The 26,144-nt window shown below is 71.4% G+C and carries 20 protein-coding genes and 2 pseudogenes; 13 read left to right on the top strand and 9 right to left on the bottom strand.

Annotated elements, in window-relative coordinates:
- Window positions 1-242: 242 nt before the first annotated feature.
- The gene (locus tag ACH4LD_RS36565; RefSeq protein WP_398058470.1) at window positions 243-1,394 is read right to left on the bottom strand and encodes a DUF3103 family protein; all 1,152 of its coding nucleotides are present in this window, start codon (window positions 1,392-1,394) and stop codon (window positions 243-245) included.
- Window positions 1,395-1,656: 262 nt separating this feature from the next.
- Entirely contained in the window at window positions 1,657-1,821 is a 165-nt protein-coding gene (locus ACH4LD_RS36560) for a hypothetical protein (protein ID WP_398058469.1), read from the bottom strand.
- 436 nt (window positions 1,822-2,257) lie between these two features.
- Here ACH4LD_RS36560 and ACH4LD_RS36555 point away from each other — a divergent pair, with 436 nt between their 5' ends.
- The 4 genes from ACH4LD_RS36555 to ACH4LD_RS36540 all read left to right on the top strand — a co-directional run bounded on the left by ACH4LD_RS36555 (window position 2,258) and on the right by ACH4LD_RS36540 (window position 5,154).
- Complete coding sequence (locus tag ACH4LD_RS36555) at window positions 2,258-2,575, top strand: hypothetical protein (RefSeq protein ID WP_132789424.1); 318 nt, start codon at window positions 2,258-2,260, stop codon at window positions 2,573-2,575.
- 691 nt (window positions 2,576-3,266) lie between these two features.
- Window positions 3,267-3,677: a VOC family protein gene (locus ACH4LD_RS36550; protein ID WP_398058468.1), complete on the top strand. Its 411-nt coding sequence runs from the start codon at window positions 3,267-3,269 to the stop codon at window positions 3,675-3,677.
- Between the two features lie 245 nt (window positions 3,678-3,922).
- Window positions 3,923-4,444 carry a helix-turn-helix transcriptional regulator gene (locus ACH4LD_RS36545; protein WP_398058466.1) on the top strand — a complete coding sequence of 174 codons (522 nt, stop codon included), beginning with the start codon at window positions 3,923-3,925 and terminating at the stop codon, window positions 4,442-4,444.
- Entirely contained in the window at window positions 4,444-5,154 is a 711-nt protein-coding gene (locus tag ACH4LD_RS36540; RefSeq protein ID WP_398058528.1) for a glyoxalase, read from the top strand. Before ACH4LD_RS36545 ends, ACH4LD_RS36540 begins: the two co-directional genes overlap by 1 nt.
- Window positions 5,155-5,463: 309 nt before the next feature.
- Here the strand turns inward: ACH4LD_RS36540 and ACH4LD_RS36535 are convergent, their stop codons facing one another.
- The 4 genes from ACH4LD_RS36535 to ACH4LD_RS36520 form a co-directional block, all read right to left on the bottom strand.
- Window positions 5,464-6,297 (bottom strand): PIG-L family deacetylase, encoded by an 834-nt coding sequence (locus tag ACH4LD_RS36535; protein WP_398058465.1) that lies wholly within the window; start codon window positions 6,295-6,297, stop codon window positions 5,464-5,466.
- Between the two features lie 172 nt (window positions 6,298-6,469).
- Window positions 6,470-6,661 (bottom strand): hypothetical protein, encoded by a 192-nt coding sequence (locus ACH4LD_RS36530; protein WP_398058464.1) that lies wholly within the window; start codon window positions 6,659-6,661, stop codon window positions 6,470-6,472.
- Window positions 6,662-6,798: 137 nt separating this feature from the next.
- On the bottom strand, window positions 6,799-7,236 hold the full coding sequence (locus tag ACH4LD_RS36525; protein WP_398058463.1) for a glutaredoxin domain-containing protein: 438 nt from the start codon (window positions 7,234-7,236) through the stop codon (window positions 6,799-6,801).
- A 343-nt stretch (window positions 7,237-7,579) separates the two neighbouring features.
- Window positions 7,580-10,369, bottom strand: a complete 2,790-nt coding sequence (locus ACH4LD_RS36520) for a tetratricopeptide repeat protein (RefSeq protein WP_398058462.1) — start codon at window positions 10,367-10,369, stop codon at window positions 7,580-7,582.
- Window positions 10,370-10,534: 165 nt separating this feature from the next.
- Between ACH4LD_RS36520 and ACH4LD_RS36515 the strand changes: the two genes are divergently transcribed.
- The 4 genes from ACH4LD_RS36515 to ACH4LD_RS36500 all read left to right on the top strand — a co-directional run bounded on the left by ACH4LD_RS36515 (window position 10,535) and on the right by ACH4LD_RS36500 (window position 13,716).
- Window positions 10,535-10,906 (top strand): hypothetical protein, encoded by a 372-nt coding sequence (locus ACH4LD_RS36515; RefSeq protein WP_132789412.1) that lies wholly within the window; start codon window positions 10,535-10,537, stop codon window positions 10,904-10,906.
- 19 nt (window positions 10,907-10,925) lie between these two features.
- The gene (locus ACH4LD_RS36510) at window positions 10,926-11,318 is read left to right on the top strand and encodes a hypothetical protein (RefSeq protein WP_132789411.1); all 393 of its coding nucleotides are present in this window, start codon (window positions 10,926-10,928) and stop codon (window positions 11,316-11,318) included.
- A gap of 393 nt (window positions 11,319-11,711) precedes the next feature.
- Window positions 11,712-12,455 (top strand): SOS response-associated peptidase, encoded by a 744-nt coding sequence (locus tag ACH4LD_RS36505; protein ID WP_398058461.1) that lies wholly within the window; start codon window positions 11,712-11,714, stop codon window positions 12,453-12,455.
- Between the two features lie 685 nt (window positions 12,456-13,140).
- Window positions 13,141-13,716, top strand: coding sequence for a hypothetical protein (locus ACH4LD_RS36500; protein WP_398058460.1), 576 nt, complete (start codon window positions 13,141-13,143; stop codon window positions 13,714-13,716).
- Between the two features lie 550 nt (window positions 13,717-14,266).
- Here the strand turns inward: ACH4LD_RS36500 and ACH4LD_RS36495 are convergent.
- Together ACH4LD_RS36495 and ACH4LD_RS36490 are read right to left on the bottom strand one after the other, a co-directional pair.
- Window positions 14,267-14,488, bottom strand: a complete 222-nt coding sequence (locus tag ACH4LD_RS36495) for a hypothetical protein (protein ID WP_398058459.1) — start codon at window positions 14,486-14,488, stop codon at window positions 14,267-14,269.
- A gap of 232 nt (window positions 14,489-14,720) precedes the next feature.
- Window positions 14,721-15,077: a hypothetical protein gene (locus tag ACH4LD_RS36490; RefSeq protein ID WP_398058532.1), complete on the bottom strand. Its 357-nt coding sequence runs from the start codon at window positions 15,075-15,077 to the stop codon at window positions 14,721-14,723.
- A 6-nt stretch (window positions 15,078-15,083) separates the two neighbouring features.
- Between ACH4LD_RS36490 and ACH4LD_RS36485 the strand changes: the two are divergent.
- Together ACH4LD_RS36485 and ACH4LD_RS36480 are read left to right on the top strand one after the other, a co-directional pair.
- Window positions 15,084-15,458 (top strand): annotated as a pseudogene (locus ACH4LD_RS36485) (transposase); the annotation flags it as partial.
- A gap of 109 nt (window positions 15,459-15,567) precedes the next feature.
- Window positions 15,568-15,669 (top strand): annotated as a pseudogene (locus tag ACH4LD_RS36480) (IS5/IS1182 family transposase); the annotation flags it as partial.
- A 56-nt stretch (window positions 15,670-15,725) separates the two neighbouring features.
- Here ACH4LD_RS36480 and ACH4LD_RS36475 read toward each other — a convergent pair.
- Window positions 15,726-16,364 carry a DUF6193 family natural product biosynthesis protein gene (locus ACH4LD_RS36475; RefSeq protein WP_398058458.1) on the bottom strand — a complete coding sequence of 213 codons (639 nt, stop codon included), beginning with the start codon at window positions 16,362-16,364 and terminating at the stop codon, window positions 15,726-15,728.
- A 291-nt stretch (window positions 16,365-16,655) separates the two neighbouring features.
- Here ACH4LD_RS36475 and ACH4LD_RS36470 point away from each other — a divergent pair, with 291 nt between their 5' ends.
- The 3 genes from ACH4LD_RS36470 (at window position 16,656) to ACH4LD_RS36460 (ending at window position 25,866) form a co-directional block, all read left to right on the top strand.
- On the top strand, window positions 16,656-19,664 hold the full coding sequence (locus ACH4LD_RS36470; RefSeq protein WP_398058457.1) for a glycosyl hydrolase: 3,009 nt from the start codon (window positions 16,656-16,658) through the stop codon (window positions 19,662-19,664).
- Window positions 19,665-19,855: 191 nt separating this feature from the next.
- Window positions 19,856-22,444, top strand: coding sequence for a beta-L-arabinofuranosidase domain-containing protein (locus ACH4LD_RS36465; RefSeq protein WP_398058456.1), 2,589 nt, complete (start codon window positions 19,856-19,858; stop codon window positions 22,442-22,444).
- A 35-nt stretch (window positions 22,445-22,479) separates the two neighbouring features.
- On the top strand, window positions 22,480-25,866 hold the full coding sequence (locus ACH4LD_RS36460; protein ID WP_398058455.1) for a glycosyl hydrolase: 3,387 nt from the start codon (window positions 22,480-22,482) through the stop codon (window positions 25,864-25,866).
- The last annotated feature ends 278 nt before the right edge of the window (window positions 25,867-26,144 follow it).

The following is a 26,144-nucleotide window of genomic DNA, read 5'->3' as shown; positions in this document are numbered from 1 at the left end:
TCGCGCACCGGGACGCGGCGCGGCTGGTGTGCTCGGTGGCCGTGCCCGGTCTCGCGGCGTGGCCGGGGGCCGAGCGCGACCCTCACATCGACGATGTGGTCCGGGGCGGTGCCTGCGTCCCGGCCAGCCGCAACTCGGACCGGTGTCACGGCTGAGATCGGTGCCACGGCTCGGACCGGTGTCGGGAAAAGCGCGTGTCCTTCAGCGGCCGGGCTCCCGTGCGCCGGGGCCCGGCGCTGGAGCTAGAACTCCGACACGTAGTACGGCTGCACCGTCATCCAGCCGTTGCCGCGGGCGCCGTAGCGGGTGCCGTTGTCGCTCCGCGCCAGGGTGTACCAGGAGTCGACGTAGTCCGGGTCGTCGGTCCACCAGTCGTCCGGGATGGCGTCCAGGACCGCGTTCACCAGCGGGATGTAGGTGCCCTGGTCGGTGATGGTGAGCAGCGCGGTGGCGATGGCCTGGGCGAGGTCGTGGTAGTTGGTGCTGCCGTCCTCCTCCATCATCACGGCGTCGGCCAGGTCGTACTTGTAGGAGGACCAGTTGACCAGGATCTGGTTGGGCCGGTAGACCGTGCCGTCGTTGTCGAGGTACGGCATGTCGACGGGGTCGACGCGCACCTTGCCGTCCTGGCCGAAGCCGGTGACCAGGGTGTAGATCTCGGCATCCCCCTTGATCCAGGGTTCCTCGTCGTCGGAGAGCTCGACCGCGGTGATGCGCGTGGTCCAGAATCCGCCGGTGGCGGCGAGCGTCCGCGGGTGTTGGGCAGGGGTCTGCTCGGCGGCGGGCGCGGTGGAGTGGACGCCGTACCGCGAGAGTTCCTCGGTCAGCACGTCCAGACCGGCGGCCAGTGCCGTGGAACTGTCGATGTCGACGACGTACACCGGGTGGGCGGGCGCCCTACGGGCGTCGAGCGTGTGGGCCCGGCCGCGGCTGTCGTAGGCGGTGACGGTGGCGGCGTTCTCGTCCTGCGTGGCCGCGGCCACCCAGGGCGTGGCGCCGGCGGCGAGCGCGGTCCGCATGGACGCGTCCCCGAGTCGCAGCCGCAGCAGCGGACCGACCTCGGTGCCCAGGCCCTTGGCGGTGGCGATCCGGCGGTCGGCCGCGGTCAGGGTGGACCGCAGGGTGCCGCCGGCCTGTCGGGCCAGGTCGGTTACCTTCACCTCGTCGGAGGTGAGCGCGGCCGTCCGGACGCGGGCACGCCAGGCGGAGTCGGTGAGCGAGCCGGCTATCGCCCGCGCGGCGTGGTCCTCCGCGGTCGTGACGGCGGACCTGGGGGCGGGGGCCTTGACGGCCGCGGTGGCCGGCAGGGCGCTCAGGGTCTGGCCGGCGCACAGGACGACCAGGGATGCCGCGACGGCGCCGAGGTGGCGTCGACGGGGGTGACGGGGTCTCACGTGGATCGATCCTCCGGGGGCGAGTGGTCGATGTCGCACTGTCAGGTGGAACCCTTGCGCGCATCTATGCGGGTAGACGGACGCGCGCAGGTACAGAATGACGGTGACATGACACTGAGACAAGAGGGCTTCCGGTGTGCGAGGAATGAACTCGCGGTATTTGAAGCGTAGTTGCTTGTTCGTCACGACAGCTGCGGCAGGCGCTGCCGACAAGCGGCGGTGACACCAGGCGGCGGTCAGCCGGTAAGCGCCGGTCAGCCGGTCAAAACGACCGTCCGGTGACGGTCCCGGACTCCACCTGGCGCAGCACCTCGGCGGCCCGGTCGAGCGGGGCACGCACCGGAGCGCCTGGGCCGACAGGCTTGACGTCCTCCAGCCGGTCGATCAGGTCCTTCATCTGCGCCCGGGCGCTCTGCCCGGACCTCACAGCCGAGGAGCCGACAGTTCCTCCGGAGGCGCCGGCCTTCAGACCTCTGCCGCCCTCGATACACAGGTTCCCGTCACCGGTCTGGTGCTGTCAGCGATGTCGGATCCTGGGATCAGCGCGGCGGCCTCGCCCATGACGTCGTACAGCGGGCGCCGCCGCAACCCCCGCGCGCCCGGCGAGAGGTGTAGCGGCAACCGGGTGTCCAAGCCGTAACGTGTGGCCCGCGTGATGGTGTATCAGCCAGCAGAGGGCCGACTGAAGAGGCCCGAAAAGAGTTTGTCCGACATGTCATATGGCTGGGTAACGTGTGCCAGGCACGCGTCAGGACGGTTTGTGCTGTCATCCCATGCATCCGGGCATCTGACTGATCTGTCACGCGCGTTGGCGGTGCCGGACTCAGCTCGGAGCAGAGACGCACTGAACTCAAGGAGCTTTGATGTCCCACAGCTTCCGGCGTATCGCGTTAGGCACATCAGTTCTCGCCCTGAGCCTCGCGGGCTCTCTGGGCACGGCCGCAGCAACGCCGACGGGCGCCACCGGCTGGAACGGCCACTGCTACACCATCAGCAGGACCACCACATCCTTCACCGGCTGGTGCGACGGCACGGGGCCTGAACGGTACGGCACCTACGTGGTCTGCACGAGCGGCGAGTACCACAGCAGCTACACCAAGTGGTACGGAGACCGGACAGGCGTGTATGCCGGCTGTCCCAGCGGAAAGACGCGCATCAGCGACGGCTACGACCGTTACTGAAGCAGCCGCAGGTCATCGCCGATGACACCGCGGCGAGCCTGGGGCGCACTCCTGCGACAGGAGTGCGCGCCCCCGCTCTGCGCGAACTACGCCCACGGCCGCTGAGCTGTCGAGCACCCCGTTGCCCGGCCTGCTGACGCGGCAGTCCGGGCAGCGACCGCCTCAGCCGGCCGGCACCCGCCCACCCCTCGGAGAGCTGCTGAACGTGCCACCGAAGGTTGGAGCGAAGCGGATCGTCGCCGGCCTGAACAGGACCGTCTCCGTCCACTCACACTCGGCCGCCGCGGCGGCGACAGCAAGAGGTGCCACCGATCGCGGTATCCCTGGCCACGAAGCCCCGCGACGCACCACCGGACCTCGCTGTGTTCCGATTCCTGCTCACCGGCCGCACAGCCCTGCGCTGACCAGCACCATGCCGGACTGCCACCGGCGGACACACCCACGCCAAGGCATCAGCTTGTCCCGGGGGAAGCGCCGAGCTCCGGGCGACCGTCGTCTCAGCCGTCAAAGCGAAGGCACCGCGCTTGGTGGACGCGATCAACCGGAAGACGGACTCGCCGGCGCCCGGCCGCCCTGGAGTGTCACACGGAACGCTTCCCGCGGCCGGCAGGACACGTGAACGTTCGAGCGCGGCCGGAGCGATCACGAATCGAGAAGCGCGAGTCAGGTAGGCACGTCTAGCCTGCTCGTCATGGACATCACCATTCACACGACCTTCCTGCCGCACGACGACCCGGACGCGTCGCTCGCCTTCTACCGCGACGTCCTCGGCTTCGAGGTCCGCAGCGACGTGGGACAGGGCAGGATGCGCTGGATCACGGTCGGCCCGGCCGGACAGCCGGACACCTCCCTCCTCCTGGCACCACCGGCCGCCGATCCGGGCGTCACCGAGGACGAGCGCCGCACCATTCACGAGATGATGGCCAAGGGCACCTACGGCTGGATCCTGCTGGCCACTCCTGACCTCGACGCCACGTTCGAGAAGGTGCAGGCCGGTGACACCGAGGTCGTCCAGGAGCCGACCGAGCAGCCGTACGGCATCCGTGACTGCGCCTTCCGTGACCCCGCGGGCAACCTGGTCCGCATCCAGGAGCTGCGCTGAGCCGTGCCGGTGTCGATGCGGCTGTGTCTGCCGGCACCGCGGTCACCTGCGGAGAACGCTGCGCATCAGTGCGCAGCCTCCGCCCTGCCGGCCGTCTGCCAGGACCGCGTCAGGATCTGGACGACCCGGCTGGCCGGCTCTCCGGTGGGCCGGTCCTCATCAACGAGCGCCTGGGTGCCTTGTCCCTGTGGGCATCCCAGGCGCTCGTAGGCGTCGATGCACGAGAAGGAAAGGGGAGTACACCCATGTGTCAGCCCGAGTGGCGGCGTGCACGCGTCGAGGCGCAGCGCCTGACCGATCTGGCGCGGCTGCGCCGTGTCCGTGACCGGATCGACCGGGAGTACGCGCAGCCGCTGAACGTGGAGGCGCTCGCCCGCGGTGTGAACATGTCCGCCGGGCACCTCAGTCGGCAGTTCCGGGCGGCCTACGGCGAGTCGCCGTACGCGTACCTGATGACGCGTCGCATCGAGCGCGCGACGGCGCTGCTGCGACGTGGCGACCTCAGCGTCACCGAGGTCTGCTTCATGGTCGGCTGCGCGTCGCTGGGAACCTTCACCACCCGCTTCACCGAGCTGGTCGGCATGCCGCCCGGGGTCTTCCGGCGCCTCGCCGCGGACGCGGCGGACGACCGTGCCGATGCCTCTGGTACGGCCGGTGCTGCGGGGCCTGCCGTCATGGTGGAGGGGATGCCGGCGTGTGTGGCGAAGCAGGTGACGAGACCGGTCAGGAATCGAGAAGCCCCGGCCTCCGAGCAGCCCCTAGCGTGATGGTCATGGCAACCACCGCGACCACCACGCCCACCACGCCCACCACGCCCACCACGCCCACCACGTCCATCGCATCCGTCACCATCGAGGTGCCCGACCCCGAGGCAGCCCACCACTTCTACACCGCCTTCGGAGTGGACACGCACATACGCCTGCGGGCGTCCGAGGCGCACTCCGCTGGATTCCGCGGCTTCACCCTGGCGCTCACGGTGTCCCGGCCGGCCACCGTCGACAGCTTCCTCCGGTCCGGCGTGGACGCCGGCGCCACGATGCTGAAGCCCGCCGAGAAGTCGCTGTGGGGCTACGGCGGGGTCCTCCAGGCGCCGGACGGGACGATCTGGAAGATCGCGACGTCGGCGAAGAAGGACACCGGCCCGGCCACCCGCGAGATCGACGAGATCGTCCTCCTGCTGGGCGTCGAGGACGTGAAGGCCAGCAAGCAGTTCTACGTCGGCCGGGGCCTGACCGTGTCCAAGAGCTTCGGCGGCAAGTACGCCGAGTTCGCCTCCGGGGCATCCAGCCCCGTGAAGCTGGCGCTGTACAAGCGTCGCGCCCTGGCCAAGGACCTCGGCGTCCCCGCCGAAGGCACCGGCTCCCATCGCATCGTCCTCGGCAGCACCGCCGGCTCGTTCACCGACCCGGACGGATTCGTCTGGGAGACCGCCAGGTCGCTCCTCCCCGCGCCGTCCACGGCGTCGGCACCGTCGTGACTCCCGGGCCTGCTACCTCTACCCGCCTGATCCCGTACGAGAGGTACTGGTCATGCCGCGGATGTCGAAGGTCGAGTTGCCCCCCCGCAGCGATCTTCCCCCGCCCGGCACGCACGACGCGTACCGCGCGGTTGCCAGGTGGTCAGGGGACGAGCCCGGTGTCGGGCCGGACGTCGAGCACGCGTCGGCGCCGTCGGCGAGGACGCGGGTCGCCGCAGCGGAACTCGCGGGACGGGCCTGCGGGTGTGTGACCCGCTCGATCGCGTGCCGTGCGGGCGATGCGCTTTCCCGTCCGGTCGGACGGGTGGATCAGCGCAGTCCGGCGAAGAGGTCGTTCTCCGGTATGGCCGCGCCGGTGGTGTCCTGGACACGTACGAAGGTCTCCATGCCCATCAGTTCACCGAACCTCTCCTTTCCCATCTTGAGGAAGAAGATGTTCTCGCCCTGACTGGCGTGCGCGGCCAACGCGTCGAACTTCTGACCGCTGAACCCGGTCGTGTCCACCCACGTGGTGATCTCATCGTCGGGAAGGCCGATCTCGGCCATCGCGGCGGCCTCGGCAGGATCCGGCTCCGGCATGTCCTCATGGAACTCGCGCATGATCTCGCCGAACCGCTGCATCATCGAACGGGGCATCGTGGTCCAGTACACCTTCGGTGCCAGCCCGGTCATCTCCAGCGCCGCCATCGTGATGCGGTGGGCCTGGATGTGGTCGGGGTGGCCGTAGAAGCCGTTCTCGTCATAGGTGACGACCACATCAGGTCGGTAGCGCCGCATGAGTTCCGCGAGCCGGGCCGCGCCTTCCCGCACGGGAGTCTGCCAGAAGGATCCGGGGGCGTCGTTGCTCGGCCAGCCCATCATCCCGGAGTCGGCATAGTCCAGCGTCTCCAGATCGCTGACCTTCAGCACGGCACAGCTCGCCGCGAGTTCTTGACGACGCATCAGAGCGACCGCCGCCGGATCGTGCCCGGGCTCGCCCGGCTTGACACCTCCGGGTCCGTCACCGCAACGGCCGTCGGTACACGTCACGAGAACCGTGCGGATGCCCTCCGCCGCGTACCGCGCGAGGACCCCTCCGGTTCCGGTGGCCTCGTCGTCGGGGTGGGCGTGCACCGCCATGAGTGTCAAGGGCCGTTCGGTCATAAAAGCCTCCTGTAGCAATACGTTCCGGTCCGAGTGCGCGGTGGGTGTACCGCACACTCGGGATCCGGATCCTGGTGCGGTGCCAGTCTCTCAGCCGATGCAACCGTGCGGGCTGGACCGACTGTTCCCGGCGCGGCCGCTTTGGCCTTCCATACGCAGCTGGGACCCTCCCTCACGTGTGGCGATGGTCCCAGTTCGGCCACCCGGGCGGGTGCCGGTAGGCGCGGTCGGTCCAGGAGTACCGGGAGTACCGGTCCGGGAGATGGACAAGGAACACGCGGATGGCTTCGTTGATGTCAGGGAGCCTGCTGGCGATCTCGTGGACCACGGGGCTGGAGACGGAGACCCACCAGAACTCGTCCATGTGTGTGTGCAATCGGGGCCTCGGTAGGCGGCCACGCCCAGGTGTCCGACCGGCAGTCCGAGGGACCGAGGCTGGGCGACGGCACGAGTAGAGCCGCTTGGGTCTGTGGCCGCCTCTCCGTACGGAGCGGTCATCGATCACGCGGAAGGGGAGAGCTGTTCGCGTACCCATGCGGGACCGGGGTTGGTGTGTGGCCGGCCCGCCACCACGACGGTCGGTACGGTCTCGTTGCCGTCGTTGGCTGCCCTCACCGTCGCAGCTCCTTCCGGGTCACGCCAGATGTTGACCCAATGCAACCGACGGGCGGTACGGCCCAGCCGGATGCGCAGTCCTATGCAGTACTTGCAGCCCGGACGCCAGAAGACGACTGGCCGACCGTCGAGCGCGCTGCGGCGTTGTGCCTCCCGCGCACCGATCGACCTCGGGAAGACCAGGGGCGAGTTCAGGCCCGCGAACGCCAGGAACGCCAGGAGGAGTGCTGCGGCTGTGCCTGGGTTCCCGTGCCAGATCTGCCCCGTCGCGAGGGCTGAGCCGCTGAGCACGAGCAGTGTCGGCAGGGTCCACGCGCGCATCATGGTGTGCAGGCTATCGATGAGTCGAAACGCTCCTTGAACCAGGCCGCTCACCTGGGTGTGCGTAGCCGGTGCCCGGCGCGCCGGCGTGCTACCGGGTGGGGGCGATCGGTCTTGAGCGGTCAGGGCAGGCCGGCTTCGCGGCGGTGGGCGGTGGGCGGGGGGCGGGTCAGAGGCGGCTGCCGTGTCCTGGTCGGCGGTCGTGGAGTTCCGTCGGCCGCCGGTCCTCTGCCGTGCCGGCGGCCGGAGCAGCTCCCGGCCACACCCGGGATCCTGGGGCCTGCCCGGCATCCCCCAGGCATCTCCACGGCAGTGGAAGGTCCGGGCAGTTGCCGAGCCGTCCCCGTCAGGGCTCGGTCCGTGTCGCCAACCGCTCGGTCAGCTCGCGTGCTTCCGCCGTCCGGCCCTGGTCCCGGTACAGGCCCAGCGCCGTCGTCCAGGCCTGACGTGCGGCGTCGTAGTCTCCCGCATCGGCGTGCATGTCCCCGAGGGACGCCCATGTGTCGGCCTCACGATTGGCGTTGCCGATGGCCTGGAAGTGGGTGAGAGCCTGTTGGTACGCCTCCAGGGCACGGCTCGTCCGGCCGGTGCGCCGCGCGATGTACGCCAGTGTGTCCCACGTCGCGGCCTGCCCCTCGCCGTCCTCGTGGACCTGGAGCAACGGCAGCGCCTGGAGGCAGTGTGCCTCGCCGCTCGCGTACCGGCCGAGCCGGGCCAGCGCCCAACCGGTGCCGTTCAGGATGTTGGACTCGCCCACCTGATCCCCGAGCGCGCGGTATCCCTCCAGGGCCTGCGCGAAGTGCGGAAGGGCGCGCTCGTAGGCGTTGATGCGGACGTGGACCTCGGCGAGCGAGTGGTGGGTGCGGGTGAGGCCCGCGGTGTCGCCGTCGGCACGGAACCGCTCCAGGGCCTCGTCGAGGTGGGGCAGGGCTTCGTCGTAGCGCCCCGCCTGTGCCAGGGCGACGCCGAGCCGCTGACGGGTGTGGGCCGTCAGAGAGGGATCGTCCAGGCCGGTGGCCGCGTCCAGGGCCGTGTGCCAGGCCCGGATGCTTTCCTCGAACAGCCCGCGGCGCCAGCGGAACGTGTGCAGCGCCCAGGTCAGGCGGCACAACTCCAGTCGCATGCCGCGCTGTTCGGTGAGTGTGATGACCTCCTGGAGGCAGGCGTACTCGGCGTCGAACCAGGCCAGCGCGGCCTGCGCGTCATCGAAGGCGAGGGGAGCGGGCCCCGGATCGTCGAGTGCGGGTGGGTCCTGTGCCGTGCGGTGCGGCTCCAGGACTCGGTGCGCCGCTTGGGCCGTGCACACGTAGAAACCGACGAGACGGCGCGTGTGCCGGTCGCGTTCCACGGCGGTCAGGCCGGTCGCCTGCTCCTCGGCGTACAGCCGGATCAGGTCGTGCATCTGGTAGCGGCCCGGTCGGTGCTGACGGGCCAGGCAGGCTTCTTCCAGGACGCGCATGGTCCGCAGGGTGCGCGTCGGGTCACGTTCGATGAAGTGGGCCAGCGCGGCCAAGGACACGTCCTGGTGCGGCAGGAGCCCTAACAGGGCTAACACCCGCGCCGGTTCGGCGTCCAGCGCTGCGTGCGACGCGGCGAACAGGACGCGGAGACTGACGGATACGTCACCGGCGTCCAGTACGTCGAGGCGGCCGCTCGGATCGCGCAGGTCCTGGGCGAGCTGGTCGAGGGAGGCGCCCGGCAGTCCGTCCGCGTGCGCGGCCGCGATGTCGAGGGCCAGCGGCAGCCCTGCGCACCAGTGGACGATGTCACGCAGGGCGGGCTCGGACGCGGCGCGGTCGTCTCCCACCCGGCGGGCGAAGAGCCGCGACGATTCGGCGGCCGACAGTACGCCGAGGTCGACGATGTCCGCTCCGGCCCGCACCTTGAGGCTGCTCAGCCGGTTCCTGCTGGTCACGAGCGTCCTGCAGCCAGGTGTCCCGGGCAGGAGCGGCACGACCTGCGCGCTGTCGCGAGCGTTGTCGAGAACGACCAGGATCTTTCGCCCGGCCATCAGCGTGCGATAGAGCGCCGCGCGGCCCTCCGTGTCGGCGGGCAGTTCGCTCTCGGCCGCCCCGAGGGCCATCAGGAACAGGTGCAGGACGTCACCGGGGTCGGTGGGGCGGACACTGGGGCTGAAGCCGTTCAGCTGGGCGTAGAGCTGGCCGTCGGGAAACTCGTCGGCGTGCTGGTGCGCCCAGCGCAGTGCGAGCCACGACTTGCCGACTCCGGCCATTCCCGCGATCACACTGACGTCCGGCGCCGCGTCGTCGGCGCGGCCTTCCCCTGCGTCGAGGAGCCGCAGGGCGTCGCCACGGCCGACGAATCCCGAAGGCGATGCGGGGAGTTGGCGGGGGGTGCGGCGTTCGGGCGCATGGGCCGCGGGTGCGGCGAGGGCGTCGTCGAACACGAGGATCCGCTGATGCAGCTTCTTCAGCCGGGGACCGGGGTCTGTGCCCAGCCGCTCCACGAGCCGTTGCCGCAACTGCTCGTAGGCGGTGAGGGCGGCAGCGGGCTGTCCCGTCCGGTACAGGGCCAGCATGTGCAGGTGGGCCACCTGTTCGTCGAGTGGCCGCTCGGTGGCGAGCGCGGCGAGGGGCTGGACGAGGCCGGCGTGCCGACCTCGGTCGAGCAGCAGCTCGTAGTGATCCAGCCGGGCCCGGTGGTGCTCCTCCGCGAGCGTGAGACGGTACGCGTCGAGCCAGGGAGAGTGCAGCCCGGCGAACGGCTCGCCCTGCCACAGCGCCAGCGCCCGGCTGTACGAGGCCTCGGCCTCCCGGGGGTCGTTCGCACCTCGCGCCTGCTCGACCAAGGAGCGGAAACGGAACAGATCGACGGCCGAGTCGTCGGTCCGCAGCACATACCCCGCGGGCGTCCGCACGATGTCCCACCGCTCCGCGTCGCCCGGATCCGAGCGCAGGGCGCGCAGCCGCGACACGTAGCTGTAGAGCGAGGCCATCGCACGCGGCGGGATGTCGTCCCCCCACACCCGCGTGAGGAGTGTCTCCGCGGACACGGGTCGGTTGACGTCGACGAGGAGCAGCGCCAGGACGCAGCGCTGGCGCGGTGATCCGGGGGCGACGGCGGCCCCGCGGGAGCGGATGGTCACATCGCCGAGAAGGGTGAATCCGATGCTCATGCCGGTCCTTCGTCCCGCGCGGTCTCGCCGGCCCAGGCCGGCCGTCGCGGCCGTCCGCCCGACACCGGTCTGCGCGCCCCTGCAAGAAACTATCAAGCTCCTTGCAGGGTGCGCACCGAACACTGGGGGGTGACCAGCACGTACCGCAGGGGGAAGGACCACATCGTGCCTCATCACGGCGTACTGCTTCGCGGACTGCTCGGCGTCACCGCCGTCGCAGCCCTTCTGACGGCCGGAGCGGGGGCCGCTACGGCCCACACCGCGCCAGCCGCGCACTCGACAGCCGCACCGGCGAAGGCGTTCGGCGCCCAGTCCTCGCCGGGCCGCTACCTGGTGGACGGCGCTCGCATCCACACGCAGCCCAACACCAGTTCGACGACGGTCGGTTACGGCTACGGGAGCCACGACGTCACCGTCCACTGCCGCCGCGTCGTGGCGGGCCAGGAGTGGTACTACCACACGGACAACACCACGCACGTGACCGGCTGGGGCCGGTACGACGTCGTCGCCCCGTACCTCGCCGTCGGCAACTGCTGACCCGGCCTCAGGAGCAGTCATGAACACACACATCCGTCGTCATGCCCGTCTGTACGGCGCCACCCTCGCCGTCTTCGGCGCCACGGCCGCCCTGCTGCTGCCCGCGTCGGCCGCCGGCGCCGCCGAGGGGGTCCCTGCCGCACCCGGCACCGCCCCGCTGGCGACCGCCGCCGCTCCGGGCGACTACCTGGGAACCGGGGTGCGGATCCGGGCACAGGCCAACGGCTCGTCCACGATCAAGGGCCTCGGGTACGCGGGGCAGGGGGCGACCGTGTACTGCTGGCAGGACGGGCCCGCCGTCGACCCTCGCCTGACGATCAGCTGGTACTACCACCGCAACAACGCCACCGGTGTCACCGGCTGGTCCAGCTGGGACGTCTTCAGGCCGTCGGCCGAGGTCCCGCACTGCTGACCCGGCGCCACGCATGATCGCGTCCGGTTCTTCGCCCACGGGGGTGGCGGAGGCCGGACGCGGCCGCGTCGCGCTCCGGTAGGGCGGACGCGGCCCTGTCGCGCTCCGGTGAGGGGCCCGCGGTCCGGGGGGGCGGGTGTCGGGTGGGTGGGTGTCGGGTGGGTGGGGAGGCCCGCCGAGCACCCGCTACGCGAGGTTCTGATGAGCCTGCAGAGGTGTGTGTGTTCGCCTGCGGGCGCCCGAGGAGTACTGGAGGTGTCCGGGGCAGGAGCGGGAGGTGTCCAGGGCAGGAGTGCGGCACCGTCTCTCCAGCGACAGCCCGGCGCAGGACACCTCCACTCGGTCACCGCACCGGTGCGTCGCCGGGTGGTCCGGCGGTGAGAAGGTGGTCGCATGTGCGGTCGATACGTCTCCACCCGAAGCCCGCAGGACCTGGCGCAGGTGTTCCACGTCACCGAGTGGCCCACCACGGAGGCGCTCGGACCGAACTGGAACGTCGCCCCGACCGACGACGTCTGGGCCGTCCTGGAGCGCACCCCGCGCCACGACGGCGGCAGGGCCGCACCCGTGCGGGAGCTGCGGCCGCTGCGCTGGGGCCTGGTGCCGTCCTGGGCGAAGGACCCGAAGACCGGCGCGCGGTTGATCAACGCCCGGGTGGAGACCGTGCACGAGAAACCGGCCTACCGCCGCGCGTTCCTCAAGCGCCGCTGTCTGCTCCCGGCGGACGGCTTCTACGAGTGGCAGCCCGGCAAGGACCCGGCCACCGGCAAGGCCCGCAAGCAGCCGTACTTCGTCCACCCCGAGGACGACCAGGTGATGGCGCTCGCCGGCCTGTACGAGTACTGGCGCGACCCGGCCGTCACCCAGGACGACGACCCGGCCGCCTGGCTGATGACCTGCACCATCATCACCACCGAGGCCACCGACGCAGCCGGCCGCGTGCACCCGCGCATGCCCCTCGCGCTCACCGAGGACCACTACGAGGCCTGGCTCGACCCCGCGCACCAGGACCCCGACGAACTGCGGGCTCTCCTCGGCCGCCCCGCCGGCGGGCACCTCGATGCGCGCCCGGTCTCCACGGCCGTCAACGACGTCCGCAACAACGGCCCGCAACTCCTCGACCCGGTCAGCCTGTAGCCGCGCCGGGCCGCACCGACGCCTCGCCCCTCGCGCACCTTGATCGTTCTGTTCCCAGGAGACGATGACACCGTCGGCCCGGGCGTCTCCTGGTCGTACACCGGCTTCGGGATGTTCCGGCGGTGGCTGGCACAGACCGAGGGGTGCGCGCCGGAGGGGATGCACGGACTCGGCGGACAGCGCCCGTGGACCGACGTCCACGCCACACTGCACCACTCCTCGATCATCCCGGTGATGGCGGCCCCGACCTGGGCGCCGGCCCAGTGCGCCACACTCCTGCCCCGCCTGCAACAGTCCGCCGGTCAGCTTCAAGGCCAAGGCACCGACCCCCTTCTCCGACGGCACCGAGACGACGCCCGCCGGTGGGTGGTCGTACTCGTCGAGGACCGGCGGCGGGCTCGGCCTGGACGACGTCGTCCAGGCCGAGTCGCAGACGGGGACCGGGGCCGCGGCGGCGAGCAGATGATTGATGCGCTCCCACTCCATCAGGTCCGCCCGGCCGCGCGCGTCGTCAGCCAGGTACTCGCGCCGCGTTCCTGGCTCGCATCGAACAGGCCCCCTCGGGGGAATCCCATGGACGACAAGATTCCCTATTTGCCCCTGTCTGGCGTACAACCTTCCGCTGCGCCGGACCGTCTCACCGGGCATCAGAGTTAAGCGACCGAGCTCGACCAAGGGGGACAGGATGCGACGGATCAGAGCGGCATTGGCGGTGCTCGTGCTCGCGGGCGCCGCACTGGGGACGGCGGCGAGTACCGCGGGCGCGGCCCCGGCGGAGGGATCGCGCGCGGCGGCGGCCTGCCCCACGGGCTGGGGCAGCGGCGCCAAGGGTGGTACCGCCGTGGGGGCCGATCACCTGACGGACATCAGGACCGGACAGCACGAGTGCTACGACCGCATCGTGTTCGACGTGCCCGGCGGCGGCGACCGGATCGGCTACCACGTCCAGTACGTGGACCGGCTCTACGCGAACCCCTCGGGCCAGTACATACCGGTTGCCGGCGGGGCGATCCTCGACATCCGCGTCGGCGCGTGGAGCTACGACCTGGAGGCCGGCGTGCCGACCTACCCGGGGAAGGTGGGCAAGGCCCTGCCCGGCGTGAACATCAGCGGGTACAGCACCTTCCGGGACACCCGGTTCGGCGGCACGTTCGAGGGGCAGACGCAGGTCGGCCTCGGCGTACGCGCCCGACTGCCCTTCCGCGTGACCCAGTTGGACGACCGGGTCGTCGTCGACGTGGCCCACAGCTGGACGAGTTAGCCCACGCCCGGCCCGGCATGGACGCGACGGTCCTCGCGTCCCTTGCCGCCCAGCTCGGCTTCTTTCCGATCAGCGGACCGTTGGTCCGGCCATGCGCGTCGACCGACGCGGGCCTTCACTGCTCTGGTCGCCCAGGCCGACGTCGAGGGAGGCGACCTGAACTGGTCGTCGCGGTCGACTCCAGTGTTGTGCGCGCTCACCGACACGCGGCTGGGGCCCGCAAAAGGGGCCCCAGCCGGCGAGCCCAGTCCCCACTGGGTCGGACGCTCATGTGGTGGGCTGGGTACGAAGGAACCCGAACGGAGATTCCACAGCCCGCCCACCAAGTCGGCCAAGCGCACAGGCAAGGGTCGCCTGGACGGACGTACACCGACCCTCGACCGGGAGGCATAGAAGCGGCGCAACACCGTCGAACGCTGCATCCGCTTGAGGAACTGACGCGGCCTGGTCACTCGCCAGGAAGATCACCACCGTTTTCCGAGCCGTACTTCACATCGCCAGCATCTTCATCGAATCCGCCCGCTGACCCAGGGAACCCCACCTGACGGCGTCAATTCCACGGTTCCTTGTACGGATTTTCGCCCAGCACCTTCGCTGCGGCCACACAGAGGTCCTCACCGTAGAGCTGGTTGCTGCCCCATTCCGAACCCCACAGGTCGGACGCGGCCTGGGCCACAGCGCGCCAGGAGTATTCCTCATCGCATCGCCACGTGCGAATGTGAACAGCCATCTCCGGCGTGATCGTCGCGGGGTCCACGGTGTTGTGTGTCATTCCTGCGACCCTGGAGACGTCACGAAGAAAGTGGCCACCGGATTACGGACCCTGCTGCCTGTCGGACACGCCTCAGCGTTTCGCTGTCAAGGCTCGACCGGGCGCACGACGTCCTCGGAAAACTCCAGCGCATCGGGCGCTGGGCTCCGCGCGATGCTCCGACAAGATCCGAAAGAGAGGGCATGGCCCAAGCGTTGTCGCATCCGTCGACTCACCTCGGCCTGCCACAGAATCAATGATCAGAGCGCTCCTGCTCGGGCTCTCGCGCGGGGTCCGTCACGAAACGGCTCAGCCGGTAGGTGGTCGGCATCTCCAGGCGCCCGCACAGCGTGTCGATCCGGATCATCGACCCGTCGATTCCTGTCTCCCGCAGACGGCGCAACCGCGTACGCATCTCCGCCTGGTCCCGAGTCTCAACGACCACTTCCCACTGTCCCGCGGCCGGCGCGGTGCGAGCAGCGAGCCGCTGCTGCACGTCCTCTTGCCGCAGCCTTTTTCTCCCCTGTACTGGCACCTGCTCAGAATCGCTGGCCGGCGTCAGGTCAGCAAGGCAATCGGACCGAGCACGCACATCCCACTCGATGCTCATTTGCCAGACCGGCCCCAGGCCGTCCTGCGGTCCGTTCGCGCCGCCTGTCCGGACGGTGCTCCGATCTACGTGATCCTCGACAACCTCTCCGCCCACTTGAACTGGCGAATCCCGCAACTGGGCAGAGCGGACGGGATCGAGCCGTGCTTCACCCAACCTACGCATCTTGGGCCAACCCCATCGAGGCCCACTTCAGGACCGCTGCAACAGATCACGCCGGCCAACTCCAACCATTCGAACCACATCGTCCAGACACCGGCCTTGCACGCCTACCTGCGCCGGCGAAACCAGAACCGCCGCCACCCCGACCTCCTCGCCAACCAGCGACGCGCACGCGCCCGCATCCGAAATGAGGAACACGTCCAATGGGACGGCCGCCTGTTACGACCGCAGCTTCAGCAATTACACCTGCTCCCGAAACGCCCTGATCTCGGTCGGCGTCAGCATTCTGACCGTCCTCCAAGCTGACGGCCCGGTCAGCTCTCGGGCCCAGTACTGGAAGATCCTCCGCGACTGCCGCCCAAGGGGCGACGGCCTCCATCACGCCGTCCAGGCCGTCGCCACCCTGCACAACCTCTCCTTGGCGGGGTGAAACAAAAGGTCAGTCATCACCCCGAGACGCCGCCACCGGGCATTCTGCGACACCCTTCAGGGCCCGTCCTCAAAGGTGCCTACGGAGCTGCCGCCGCGAAGTCGGCGGCTCGGTGTCCATCTGTTGTCCCGCGATCTCTCGTAGGCGGCCAGCTCCTCTGCGTTGCCGATGAAGGCCGGGCCGCAGTGTGATGGCAGGCGGTCGACGACCATCGCTACTGCGGCTTGCGCGCTGTCTGTCTCGGCGATCCGCGGGCTGGTTCGGCTCGGCCCTTCGACGTAGTACCGGCCGTCTCCTAGGGTTCCGATGTAGGGGATGTCCCAGGTGTGGCGGATTTCCGTGCACCTGCTGAAGTGCAGTTCCCACATACCGGTCCAGGGGTAGAGCTGGCGAAGCCGCGGCTCTGCATGCGCCGCCAGCACCAGCTTGGCAAACGGAGCGGCAAGCGGCGATCCTTCCGGTCGGCGAGGTTCGCCGACCGTGGTGAGGATTTGCTGCCAGGCTGCTTCGACAGTACTGGTCATACCGTGATTGTGCGGGCACCGCCGGCCGTCATCAAAGATCACTTCCTGGCAGATCATGGTCGGATACGCCGACATGAACTCAGTGACCAGGAGTGGGATTTGCTCGCCCCGCTCATAGCGCGGGCCGTCACCGACCGAGGTGACCTCCCCGTCGAACTCGCCTGAATCCACCGGTATCGCACCACTTCGAGCGTGAACCGCGTTCGAACGGCGCCCTGCTTCACCGCCAGCACCCCGACACCAGCACCCCGACACCAGCACCCCCACGCCAGCACCCCCACGCCGGCGCCCGCCCGTCGCGAACGCCGCGAACCCCGGCTGTCAGTGCACTGCTTCGGGCCGCGCGGGAAGTTACTGGCCGGCCACGTCTTGACCCCCCGGACCGACAGGCTTAGCGTTCCGGCGTTCCTATCGGATTGAAACGATTCAATCCCTTGTCGAGTCAGCTTGTGGGGCGCAGCTATGCCTGAATTCCTCTCGCAACGTGGCGGGATGTCCCGGCGCACGGTCCTCGCCGCCGCGCTTGCGGCCGGAACCGTGGCCGCCGTCGGTGGTGTTTCAAGCGGCGCCGCCGCCCTTCCGGCGGCCGGTACCGCCGAGCCGGCCGCCGACTGGTTCGCGCGTCCGCCGCGCTCCGTGCGTCCCAAGTTCCGCTGGTGGTGGCCCGACGGCCTCGTCGACCCCGACGAGATCGCCCGCGAGATCGACGAGATCGCGGACGCGGGCTTCGGCGGAGCCGAGATCGCCGCCGTCCACCACAGCGTCAAGAACAAGTCCCTGCTGGACACCGAGCACCACGGGTGGGGCAGCGCACCCTGGCGCGCCGGGGTCGAGGCGGCCCTGAGCCGGGCGAGCAGACGCGGCCTCACCGTCGACCTCACCCTCGGCCCGAGCTGGCCCGTGGCCGTGCCCGGCGTCACCCCCGACGACGAGTCCGCCGCCCAGGAACTCGCGCACGGCCGCGCCACGGTGACCGGCGGAGCCGGTTACCAGGGCCCGGTCCCGCCGCCGGTGCGCGCCGCGGCGGCCGGCGTCACCCGCCAGAGCCTCCTCGCCGTCCAGGCCGCCCGGATCAACCCGGCCTACTCCACCCGCAAGGAGACCGGGCTCGACCTCGACAGCGTCCGCGACCTCACCGACTCCGTCACCGACGGCACGCTCTCCTGGACGGCCCCCGCCGACGGGGACTGGGTGCTGATCTCCTACTGGCGGCGCGGTTCCGGCCAGCAGCCGGAGTCCGGGCCGCACTCCGCGCCCGCCGCCTACGTCGTCGACCACTTCAGCGCGGCCGGCACCGCCGCGGTCACCGGCTTCTGGGAGCGGGCGGTGCTGACCGACTCCCTGCGCAGGCTGCTGAAGGCGGCGGGCGGCGCGTTCTTCGAGGACTCCATCGAGATGGAGACCGACGGGCTGACCTGGACCCCGCTGCTGCCGCGGGCCTTCGAGGAGCGCACGGGACGGCCGCTGCTGCCGTACCTGCCCGCACTGGTCCTGGACAAGAGCAACCAGGTCTTCGCCTTCGAGGCCCAGTTGACCCGGCAGATCCGGCACGACTTCTGGGCGACCGTCTCCGACCTGTTCAACCGGCACCACGTGCGCGCCCTGCGGGACTGGGCGCACTCCCTCGGCATGGGCCTGCGCGCTCAGCCGTACGGGCTGCAGACCGACGCCATCGAGTCCGCCGCGCTGCTGGACATCCCCGAGGGCGAGTCACTCGGCTTCAAGAACCTCGACGACTTCCGCTGCCTGGCCGGTGGCCGAGACATGGCCGGCCACACCGTGCTGTCCTGCGAGTCCGGCGCCTACAGCGGCTCGGCCTACAACACCACCTGGGACCGCTTCCTGCGCACCATGGGCGGCGCCTATGCGGCGGGCGTCAACCAGACCGTCGTCCACGGCTTCTCGTACGCCACCGCCCCGGAGGCCCAGTGGCCCGGCTTCGCGGCGTTCAGCCCCTACAACGGCTCCCCCGGCTACGGCGAGTCGTGGGGCCCCCGGCAGCCCACCTGGCGGCACGTCGAGGACATCGCCGGCTACCTGGGCCGCGTGCACCGCGTCCTGCAGTCCGGCACCGCCCGCGCGGACGTCGCCGTCTTCCGGCAGACCGGCTACACCGCCACGGGCATCGGCGCGTCCTGGTTCACCGCCACCGGCGTCCCGCTCGGCTGGACGCACCAGTTCCTCAGCGGCCCCCTGCTCGACCTGCCGAACGCCACGGTCTCCGGCGGCCGGCTCGCCCCGGACGGCCCCGCCTACAAGGCGCTGTTCGTCGAGGGGGACTTCTTCTACGGCTCCGCCCCGACCCTCGCCCTGGCCGACGCCCGCAAGCTGCTCACGCTGGCGAAGGCCGGCCTGCCCATGGTGCTGCTCGGCACCTTCGACCAGGCGCTCACCCCGGGCGTGCCCGGTGCCGGCGAGACCGATGAACTGCGAGCGGTGCTCACCCGGCTGCTCGCGCTGCCGAACGTCGTCCGTGTCACCGACAAGGCAGCGGTCGGCGGCGCCCTAGCCGGCCTCGGCGTCTCCGCCGACGTACGGCACGCCGCCGCGTCCACCCTCCTCAACGCCCACCGGGTCACCCGGGACGCGGACTTCTACTACTTCTGCAACGGCAAGCACGCCGAGACCGTCAAGCCGCCCGTCGCGGCCATCGACCACGACGTCACCCTGCGCCGCACCGTGGGCGGCCGCACGGTGCCGTACCTGCTCGATCCGTGGAGCGGCGAGGTGGTCCGCCTCGCCCGCTACACGGAGGACGGCGACGACGTCACCGTGCGCATCAGCCTCCAGCCGGGCCAGGCGACGATCGTCGCGCTGGGCCGGCCCGGACTCTTCGGCGACCGGCTCGGCAGCCGTCCGCACGCCGTCGCCACCGACGCCGACCAGGTGCTGTTCACCGAGCGGGGGCTGACCGTCCGCGCCGATGCCGCGGGCACGTACACCACCCGCCTGTCCCGGGGCCGCACGGTCACCACCTCGCTCCCGCCGGTGCCCGCCCCCGTGGTGCCGGGTCGCTGGGAGCTGGATGTCGAGGACTGGTACCCCGGCTCCTCCCCGGCCCGCACCGAGGCGGTGCGGCGCACGCTGACCCTCGACACCCTGCTGCCCTGGTCGCAGATCCCGGAACTCGCGGACTCCGCCGGCATCGGCCGGTACCGCACCACGGTCACCCTCCCGGCCGACTGGAGCGACGCCCACGGCGCCGTGCTGGACCTGGGACAGGTCAGCGACACGGTCCGGGTCACGGTCAACGGCACCCGGACGGCACCCGTCGACCGCGTGCACCCGGTCGTCGACCTCGGGGCGCTGCTGCGGGCGGGCGAGAACACCGTCGAGATCGAGGTGGCCACGCCGCTGATCAACCGTCTCAGGGTGATCCGTCCCGAGGTCTTCGGGACCACCGCCCGGCAGGCCTACGGGCTGACCGGTCCCGTACGGCTGGTGCCGTACGCCCAGGCCACCGTCGAGTGACCCCCTCGGGGCGCACCGGCCACCGGTGCGCCCTGCACTACCCGCTCGGCACGGCCGCCGGTGGGCACGCCGTCGATCTTCCCGCCTTGAACGATTCAACCCGCTCCTCCCCCGGCCCGCCGCCCTCGTCCCCGCTCAGGCCACCCCCCGTTCCGGAAGTCAGCGCCGCCTGCCCGAAGGGAACCCGTCCTGTGCCCGCACACCACCACGGATCGAACCCGTCCCGACGCCACGTGCTGTTCGCCGCCTCGGCCGCGGCGGCCCTCACCGCACTGCCCATGACTCCGGCGGCCGCCGCCGAACCGCCCGGCGCGGCGGACTCCGCGCCGACGCAGCCCGTCACCCCGTCCGCGCCGACGCCGGCCCTCACCCCGTTCCCGCTCTCCGCCGTCCGGCTGCTGGAGAGCCCGTTCCTCGCCAACATGCGCCGCACCTGCGCTTACCTGCTCTTCGTCGACATCGACCGGCTGCTGCACACGTTCCGGCTGAACGTGGGCCTGCCGTCCGCCGCGGAGCCCTGCGGCGGCTGGGAGGCCCCCACCGTCCAGCTCCGCGGCCACACCACCGGGCACCTGCTCAGCGCCCTGGCCCAGGCACACGCCAACACCGGTGACACCGCCTACGCCGACAAGGGGCGCCGACTCGTCGCGGCGCTGGCCGAGTGCCAGCAGGCGGCGCCGGCGGCCGGCTTCCACCGCGGATACCTCTCCGCGTTCCCGGAGACGGTCTTCGACCAGCTGGAAGCGGGCGGCAGGCCCTGGGCGCCGTACTACACGCTGCACAAGATCATGGCCGGTCTGCTCGACCAGTACCGGCTGAGCGGCAACCGGCAGGCGTTCACGGTGCTGCTGGAGATGGCGGCCTGGGCGGACGCGCGCACCGCACCGCTGTCCAGGGAGCGGATGCAGAGCGTGCTGAAGGTCGAGTTCGGCGGCATGAACGACGTCCTGACCCGGCTGTACCTGGAGACCGGGGACCCGGCGCACCTGCGCACCGCCCGGCGCTTCGACCACGACGAGCTGTACGCGCCACTCGCTGCGGGCCGCGACGAACTCGCCGGACGGCACGCCAACACCGAGATCGCCAAGGTGGTCGGCGCGGTGCCGGGCTACGAGGCCACGGGTGACGCCCGCTACCTGGACGTCGCCGACACCTTCTGGACCCACGTGGTGGAGCACCATTCGTACGTCATCGGCGGCAACTCCGACCAGGAGCTCTTCGGGCCGCCCGACGAGATCGTCAGCCGGCTCTCCGACGTCACCTGCGAGAACTGCAACAGCTACAACATGCTCAAGCTCGGCAGGCACCTGTTCCTGCACCGGCCGGAGCGCACCGCCTACATGGACCACTACGAGTGGACGCTGTACAACCAGATGCTCGGCGAACAGGACCCCGACTCCGGCCACGGGTTCGTCACCTACTACACCGGCCTGTGGGCGGGTTCCCAGCGGCAGCCCAAGGGCGGACTCGGTGCCGCTCCCGGCAGCTACAGCGGCGACTACGACAACTTCTCCTGCGACCACGGCACCGGTCTGGAGACCCACACCAAGTTCGCCGACACCGTCTACTTCCGCAGCGGCGGCACCGAGCGGCCCACGCTGTACGTCAACCTGTTCATTCCCTCCGAAGTGCACTGGCAGGAGACGGGGGTGAGGCTCCGTCAGGAGACGTCCTACCCGGCCGGCGACCGCACCCGCCTCACCGTCACCGGTGGGGCGGCGCGCTTCCGCCTCCGCCTCCGCATCCCCGGCTGGGTCGCCGCCACCGGCCGGCCCGCGGTCCTGAAGGTGAACGGCCGCCCCGTCACCGCCCGCCTCCGGCCCGGCACGTACGCCGACGTGGAACGACGATGGCACCCCGGCGACACCGTCGACCTCGTCCTGCCCCGGGTGCCGGTCTGGCGCCCGGCCCCCGACAATCCGCAGGTGCAGGCGCTGTCGTACGGCCCGCTCGTGCTGGCCGGCGAGTACGGCGACACCCCGCCGGCCACGCTGCCCACCATCAGCCGCGCCAGCCTGAGCGCCACCTCCACGGGCGGGACCGCCTTCACCGCGCTCGCCGACGACCGGGAGGTGTCCCTGCGGCCCTTCCACGAGGTCCACCACCAGCGCTACAACGTCTACTGGGCCGTGCCACCGCCTCGCACACCCGAACGGGACGTCGTCCGGTACCCGTTGGACGAGGGCAGCGGCACGACCGCCGCGGACCGGACCCGGACCTTCCCCGACGCCGTACTCGTCGGTGGCGCGGCCTGGAGCACGGACGGCGGGGACCCGTGCGTGAGCCTCGACGGCCGGGACGGGCACGTCCTGCTCCCGCCCGGTCTGCCCAGCGCACTCGACGAGCTGACCGTCGCCGTGCGCGTCCGCGTCGACACCCTCGCGCCTTCGGCCCGCGTCTTCGACCTCGGCTACCACAAGGACACCTACCTGTTCCTCTCCGCGACCACCGGCGCCGGACGCGCCCGCGCCGCGCTGAAGATGGCCGGGATGAAGGTGGAGGACGTCATCGACGCCACCGGCCCGCTGCCGGTCGGCCGCTGGACCCATGTGGCGCTCACCCTGGCGGGCGGCACCGGCGTGCTCTACGTCGACGGCCGGGAGGCCGGCCGGAACAACGGCATGGTCGCCGGTCCCCTCCTGCTCGGCCGCACCAGCCGCAACTACCTGGGCCGCTCCCAGAACAGCACCCACCCCTACCTGCACGGAGCCGTCCGCGACGTCCGGCTGCACAACCGCGCCCTGACCGCCGCCGACGTGCTTGCCCTCGCACAGGGCTGATCTTCGTGTCCGCCCTCGACCACAGGAGCTCCGCCATGCCCGACAACGCCCTGTCCCGACGCCGGTTCGTGGCCGCGGCCGGCGCCACCGGCAGCATGCTCGCGGTGGGTCTGCCCGGCACCGCCCGTGCCGGCGGCCCACCCACCGTCCCGGAGGCCACCGCCTGGTCGGCGAGCCGGTTCGCCGACCCGCGCCGCGACAGCCGCCCCACCGTCTACTGGTACTGGAACGGCCCCGTCACCCCCGACCTGGTCGACCGCCAGCTGGCGGACCTCCGGTCCAAGGGCATGCACGAGGTGGTCCTCTTCCCCTTCGACAACGCCGAGATGCTTCCGGAGTTCTTCACCGAGGACTGGTTCGCCGTCGTCGGACACGTCCTGGAGACCGCCGAGCGCACCGGCATGCGGGTGTGGATCTTCAACGACGACCACTTCCCGAGCGGCCGGGCCGGGGAGTTCATCGTCAAGGGCGGCCAGGTCGGCGCCCGCACCTACGCGCCACGGCCCGAGCTGCGTCTGAAGGCGCTGTGGCGCTCGACCACCGTCGTGCACGGCCCCGCGACGGTCGACCTGCTGCGCAGCACCGGCGTCGGCGTGGAGGCCGGCCGCCTGGTCGCCGACGGCGCGGTTCTCGCCGGGGCCGCCGTCCTGCGCGGCAGCGACGGCTGGGGCGACTGCACCGTCACCGGCAGCGCCAAGGCCGAGCACACCGCGGCCGGCCTCGTCGTGCGGGCGTCCGCCGACGGCGCCAGCGGATACGCCGTCGCCTTCGACCAGACGGGCGTCGTCACCGTCCAGCGCCTCACGCCCGGCTCCGACCCGGTCGAGCTGCTGCGCAGCAGACGCACCGACGGGTTCAACAAGACCAAGTTCCACACGTTGCGCGTCACCGTGCGGGGCACGGCGCTGTCCGTGACCCTCGACGGCGTCGACAAGGGCGGCGTCGACGACGCCGCCCACACCTCCGGGGGCGTCGGCGTCCGCGCCGTGGACGACCAGCGGGCCCTGTGGGACAGCCTCGCGGTGACCGCCGCCGACGGCACCGCCCTCTACTCGGCCACGTACGACGAGCCCGCCGCCTCGGGCGACTTCCCCGACCGTGCCCTGCCCGGCACGGGCATCACCGTCGCCGCGGCCGCCGCCCGGCCCGCCGACCGGGGCGACGGCGACCACGTCGTCGAGCTGACGGACGAACTGGCGGACGGGCACACCTGGCAGGCACCGGCGGGCACGTGGCAGGTCGACGTGTTCGGCGGGGTCGTCCTCGTCGACGACTCCCAGGGCTACAGCCGCGGTTACGTCGACCTGCTCGACGACGAACCGGTCGAGCTGTTCCTGGACATGGTGCCGGGTGAGTACCACCGCCGCTTCGGCCGGTACTTCGGCACGGTCGTCCCGGGCTTCTGGGACGACGAGCCCTTCTTCGCCTCGGCCGAGGCCCACTTCAAGCGGCTGCCCTGGTCCCCCACCCTCGACCGGGCCCTGCGCGCGGTCGGCGTCACCCCCGGCCTCGCCTACTTGAGCGCCTTCGACGACGTGGGCCGCGCGGGACGCATCGCCCGGGGACGGTACTGGCGGGCCGTCTCCGACCGCTTCGCCGCCGCGTTCGAGAAGCAGTCCCGCTGGTACGAGGAGCGGGGCGTCGCCCTGATCACCAACCCGCTCTACGACGAGACCGCCCCCGCCAAGCGCATCACGTCCACCGGCGACCTGCACAAGGTCAACCAGTGGGCGCAGGTGCCCGGCGGCGACATCATCACCGCCGAGTACGTCGCCGGCCGGCCCACCATGATCCCCCGCAACCCGGCCTCCGTCGCCCACCAGCAGGGCAGGGAGCGGGCCCTGCTGGAGATGTTCGGCAACATGGGCTGGCAGGTCACCCCCGCCTTCGTGCACGCCACCGTCGGCGCGCAGGCCACCCGCGGCATCAACCTGACCGTGCTGCACGCCCTGTGGACCGACGAGACGCGGGTGTACTTCCCGCCGCCGTTCGGGCCGCGCGCCCCCTGGTGGTGGGCGATGCGGCCGCTCGCCGAGTGGATCGGACGCGTCATGGAGGCCGGCCGGGGCACCTCCGCCGCCCGCACCGCGCTGCTGCAACCGCAGCGCGCCGCCGAGCAGTGGACCGGCACCGCACGCCAGCAGGACGTCGACGGCCCGCTCGCGGACGCGGCCTACGCCCTCGAACGTGCCCAGGTCGACTTCGACCTGCTCCACGAGGGCGCCCTCAGCGGCGACCCCGCCCTCCTCGCCCACGCGGAGGTGCGCGGTGGACGGCTCGTCGTCGGGGCCGCCGCCTACGACCTCGTCGTGGTTCCCCAGGCACCGACGCTGGACGCGGCCGGTCTGCGGGTGCTGCGGGCCTTCGCCGAGGCCGGCGGCACCGTCGTCGCGGTCGGCGCCCTCGACAGCGACGACGCCGACGGCAACGACCGGTCCCTGGCACACGTTCTCGCCGACCTCTTCGGCGACCGGCTGCCGGGCACCCGTCGCCTGGGCCGCGGCAGCGCCGTACGCGTCGCCGACACCGCCGGGCTGGGCGCGGCCGCCCACGCCGCCGGAGCGGCCGCCGCCGTCCTGGACCCGCCGCAGGACGCCGTCCGGGTGCTGCGGGTGCGCCGGGCCGCCGACACCGTCTTCCTAGTCAACAACGAGAGCGGCGCGCCGGTGCGGACGGTGGCCACGCTCCCCGCGTCCGGAGCTCCGGAACTGTGGGACCCCGCCACCGGCGCCGGGGGCCCGGCGCCCCTGCACACCAGCGACCGGAACGCCGTGCGGCTGCCGCTGACCCTGGAGCCGTACCAGACCCTCGTCGCCGTGGTGCGCCCCGGCACCCGGCCCGGACCGCACCTCACCGACTCCCCGCTGCCCGTCCTCCGCGTCGAACGGCAGGGCACCGGCCTGACCGCGACCGTCGAGGCGGACTCCCCCGGCGCCTACACCCTCACCGGCACCGACGGGAGCCACCGCTACCGCGGCACCGTGCGCGTCGACGCCCCGCTCACCCCGCTCCCGGTGACCGGCGACTGGACCCTCACCCTCGAACGGGACGGCGCCGCCCCGGTCACCGGGCCCCTGGGCAGCTGGACCGGGCGCGACCCGCTGTTCTCCGGGACCGGCGCGTACGTCACGGACATCGATGTGGACGCCGCCCGGCTCGACGGGGTCCGCGTCCTGCTGGACCTCGGCGACGTGCGCGACGTCGCCGAGGTCACGGTCAACGGCCGGACGCTGCCGCCGCTGCTGTGGGCGCCGTTCACGACCGACGTCACCGGACTGCTCCGCGCGGGCCGCAACACGGTGCGGGTCCGTGTCGCCAACACGCTGTCCAACGAGCGCAACAAGCCGCTGCCGTCCGGCCTCCTGGGCCCCGTGACCCTGCGCTTCCGGCGCCGCGTCACCACCACGCTCCCCCGCACCTGACACCCCGTCACCCTCCACAAGGAGCCGCCATGCGCAGACCACGCTTCCGCCACGAACACAGACCCACCGCCCTCCTCGCCGCCACCACCGCCCTCGCCACCCTGCCGGCCGGCGCCGTCAGCGCCACGCTCCGCACCTGACACACCGTCACCACAGAAGGAGCCGCCATGCGCAGACCACGCATCCGCCACGAACACAGACCCACCGCCCTCCTCGCCGCCACCACCGCCCTCGCCACCCTGCCGGCCGGCGCCGTCAGCGCCACGCTCCGCACCTGA

Origin of the sequence: Streptomyces sp. NPDC017676, assembly GCF_044329325.1 — a bacterium.
Taxonomy (GTDB): domain Bacteria; phylum Actinomycetota; class Actinomycetes; order Streptomycetales; family Streptomycetaceae; genus Streptomyces.
The sequence above is the reverse complement of the archived record's forward strand: the minus strand, read 5'-3'. Positions and strand labels throughout refer to the sequence as shown.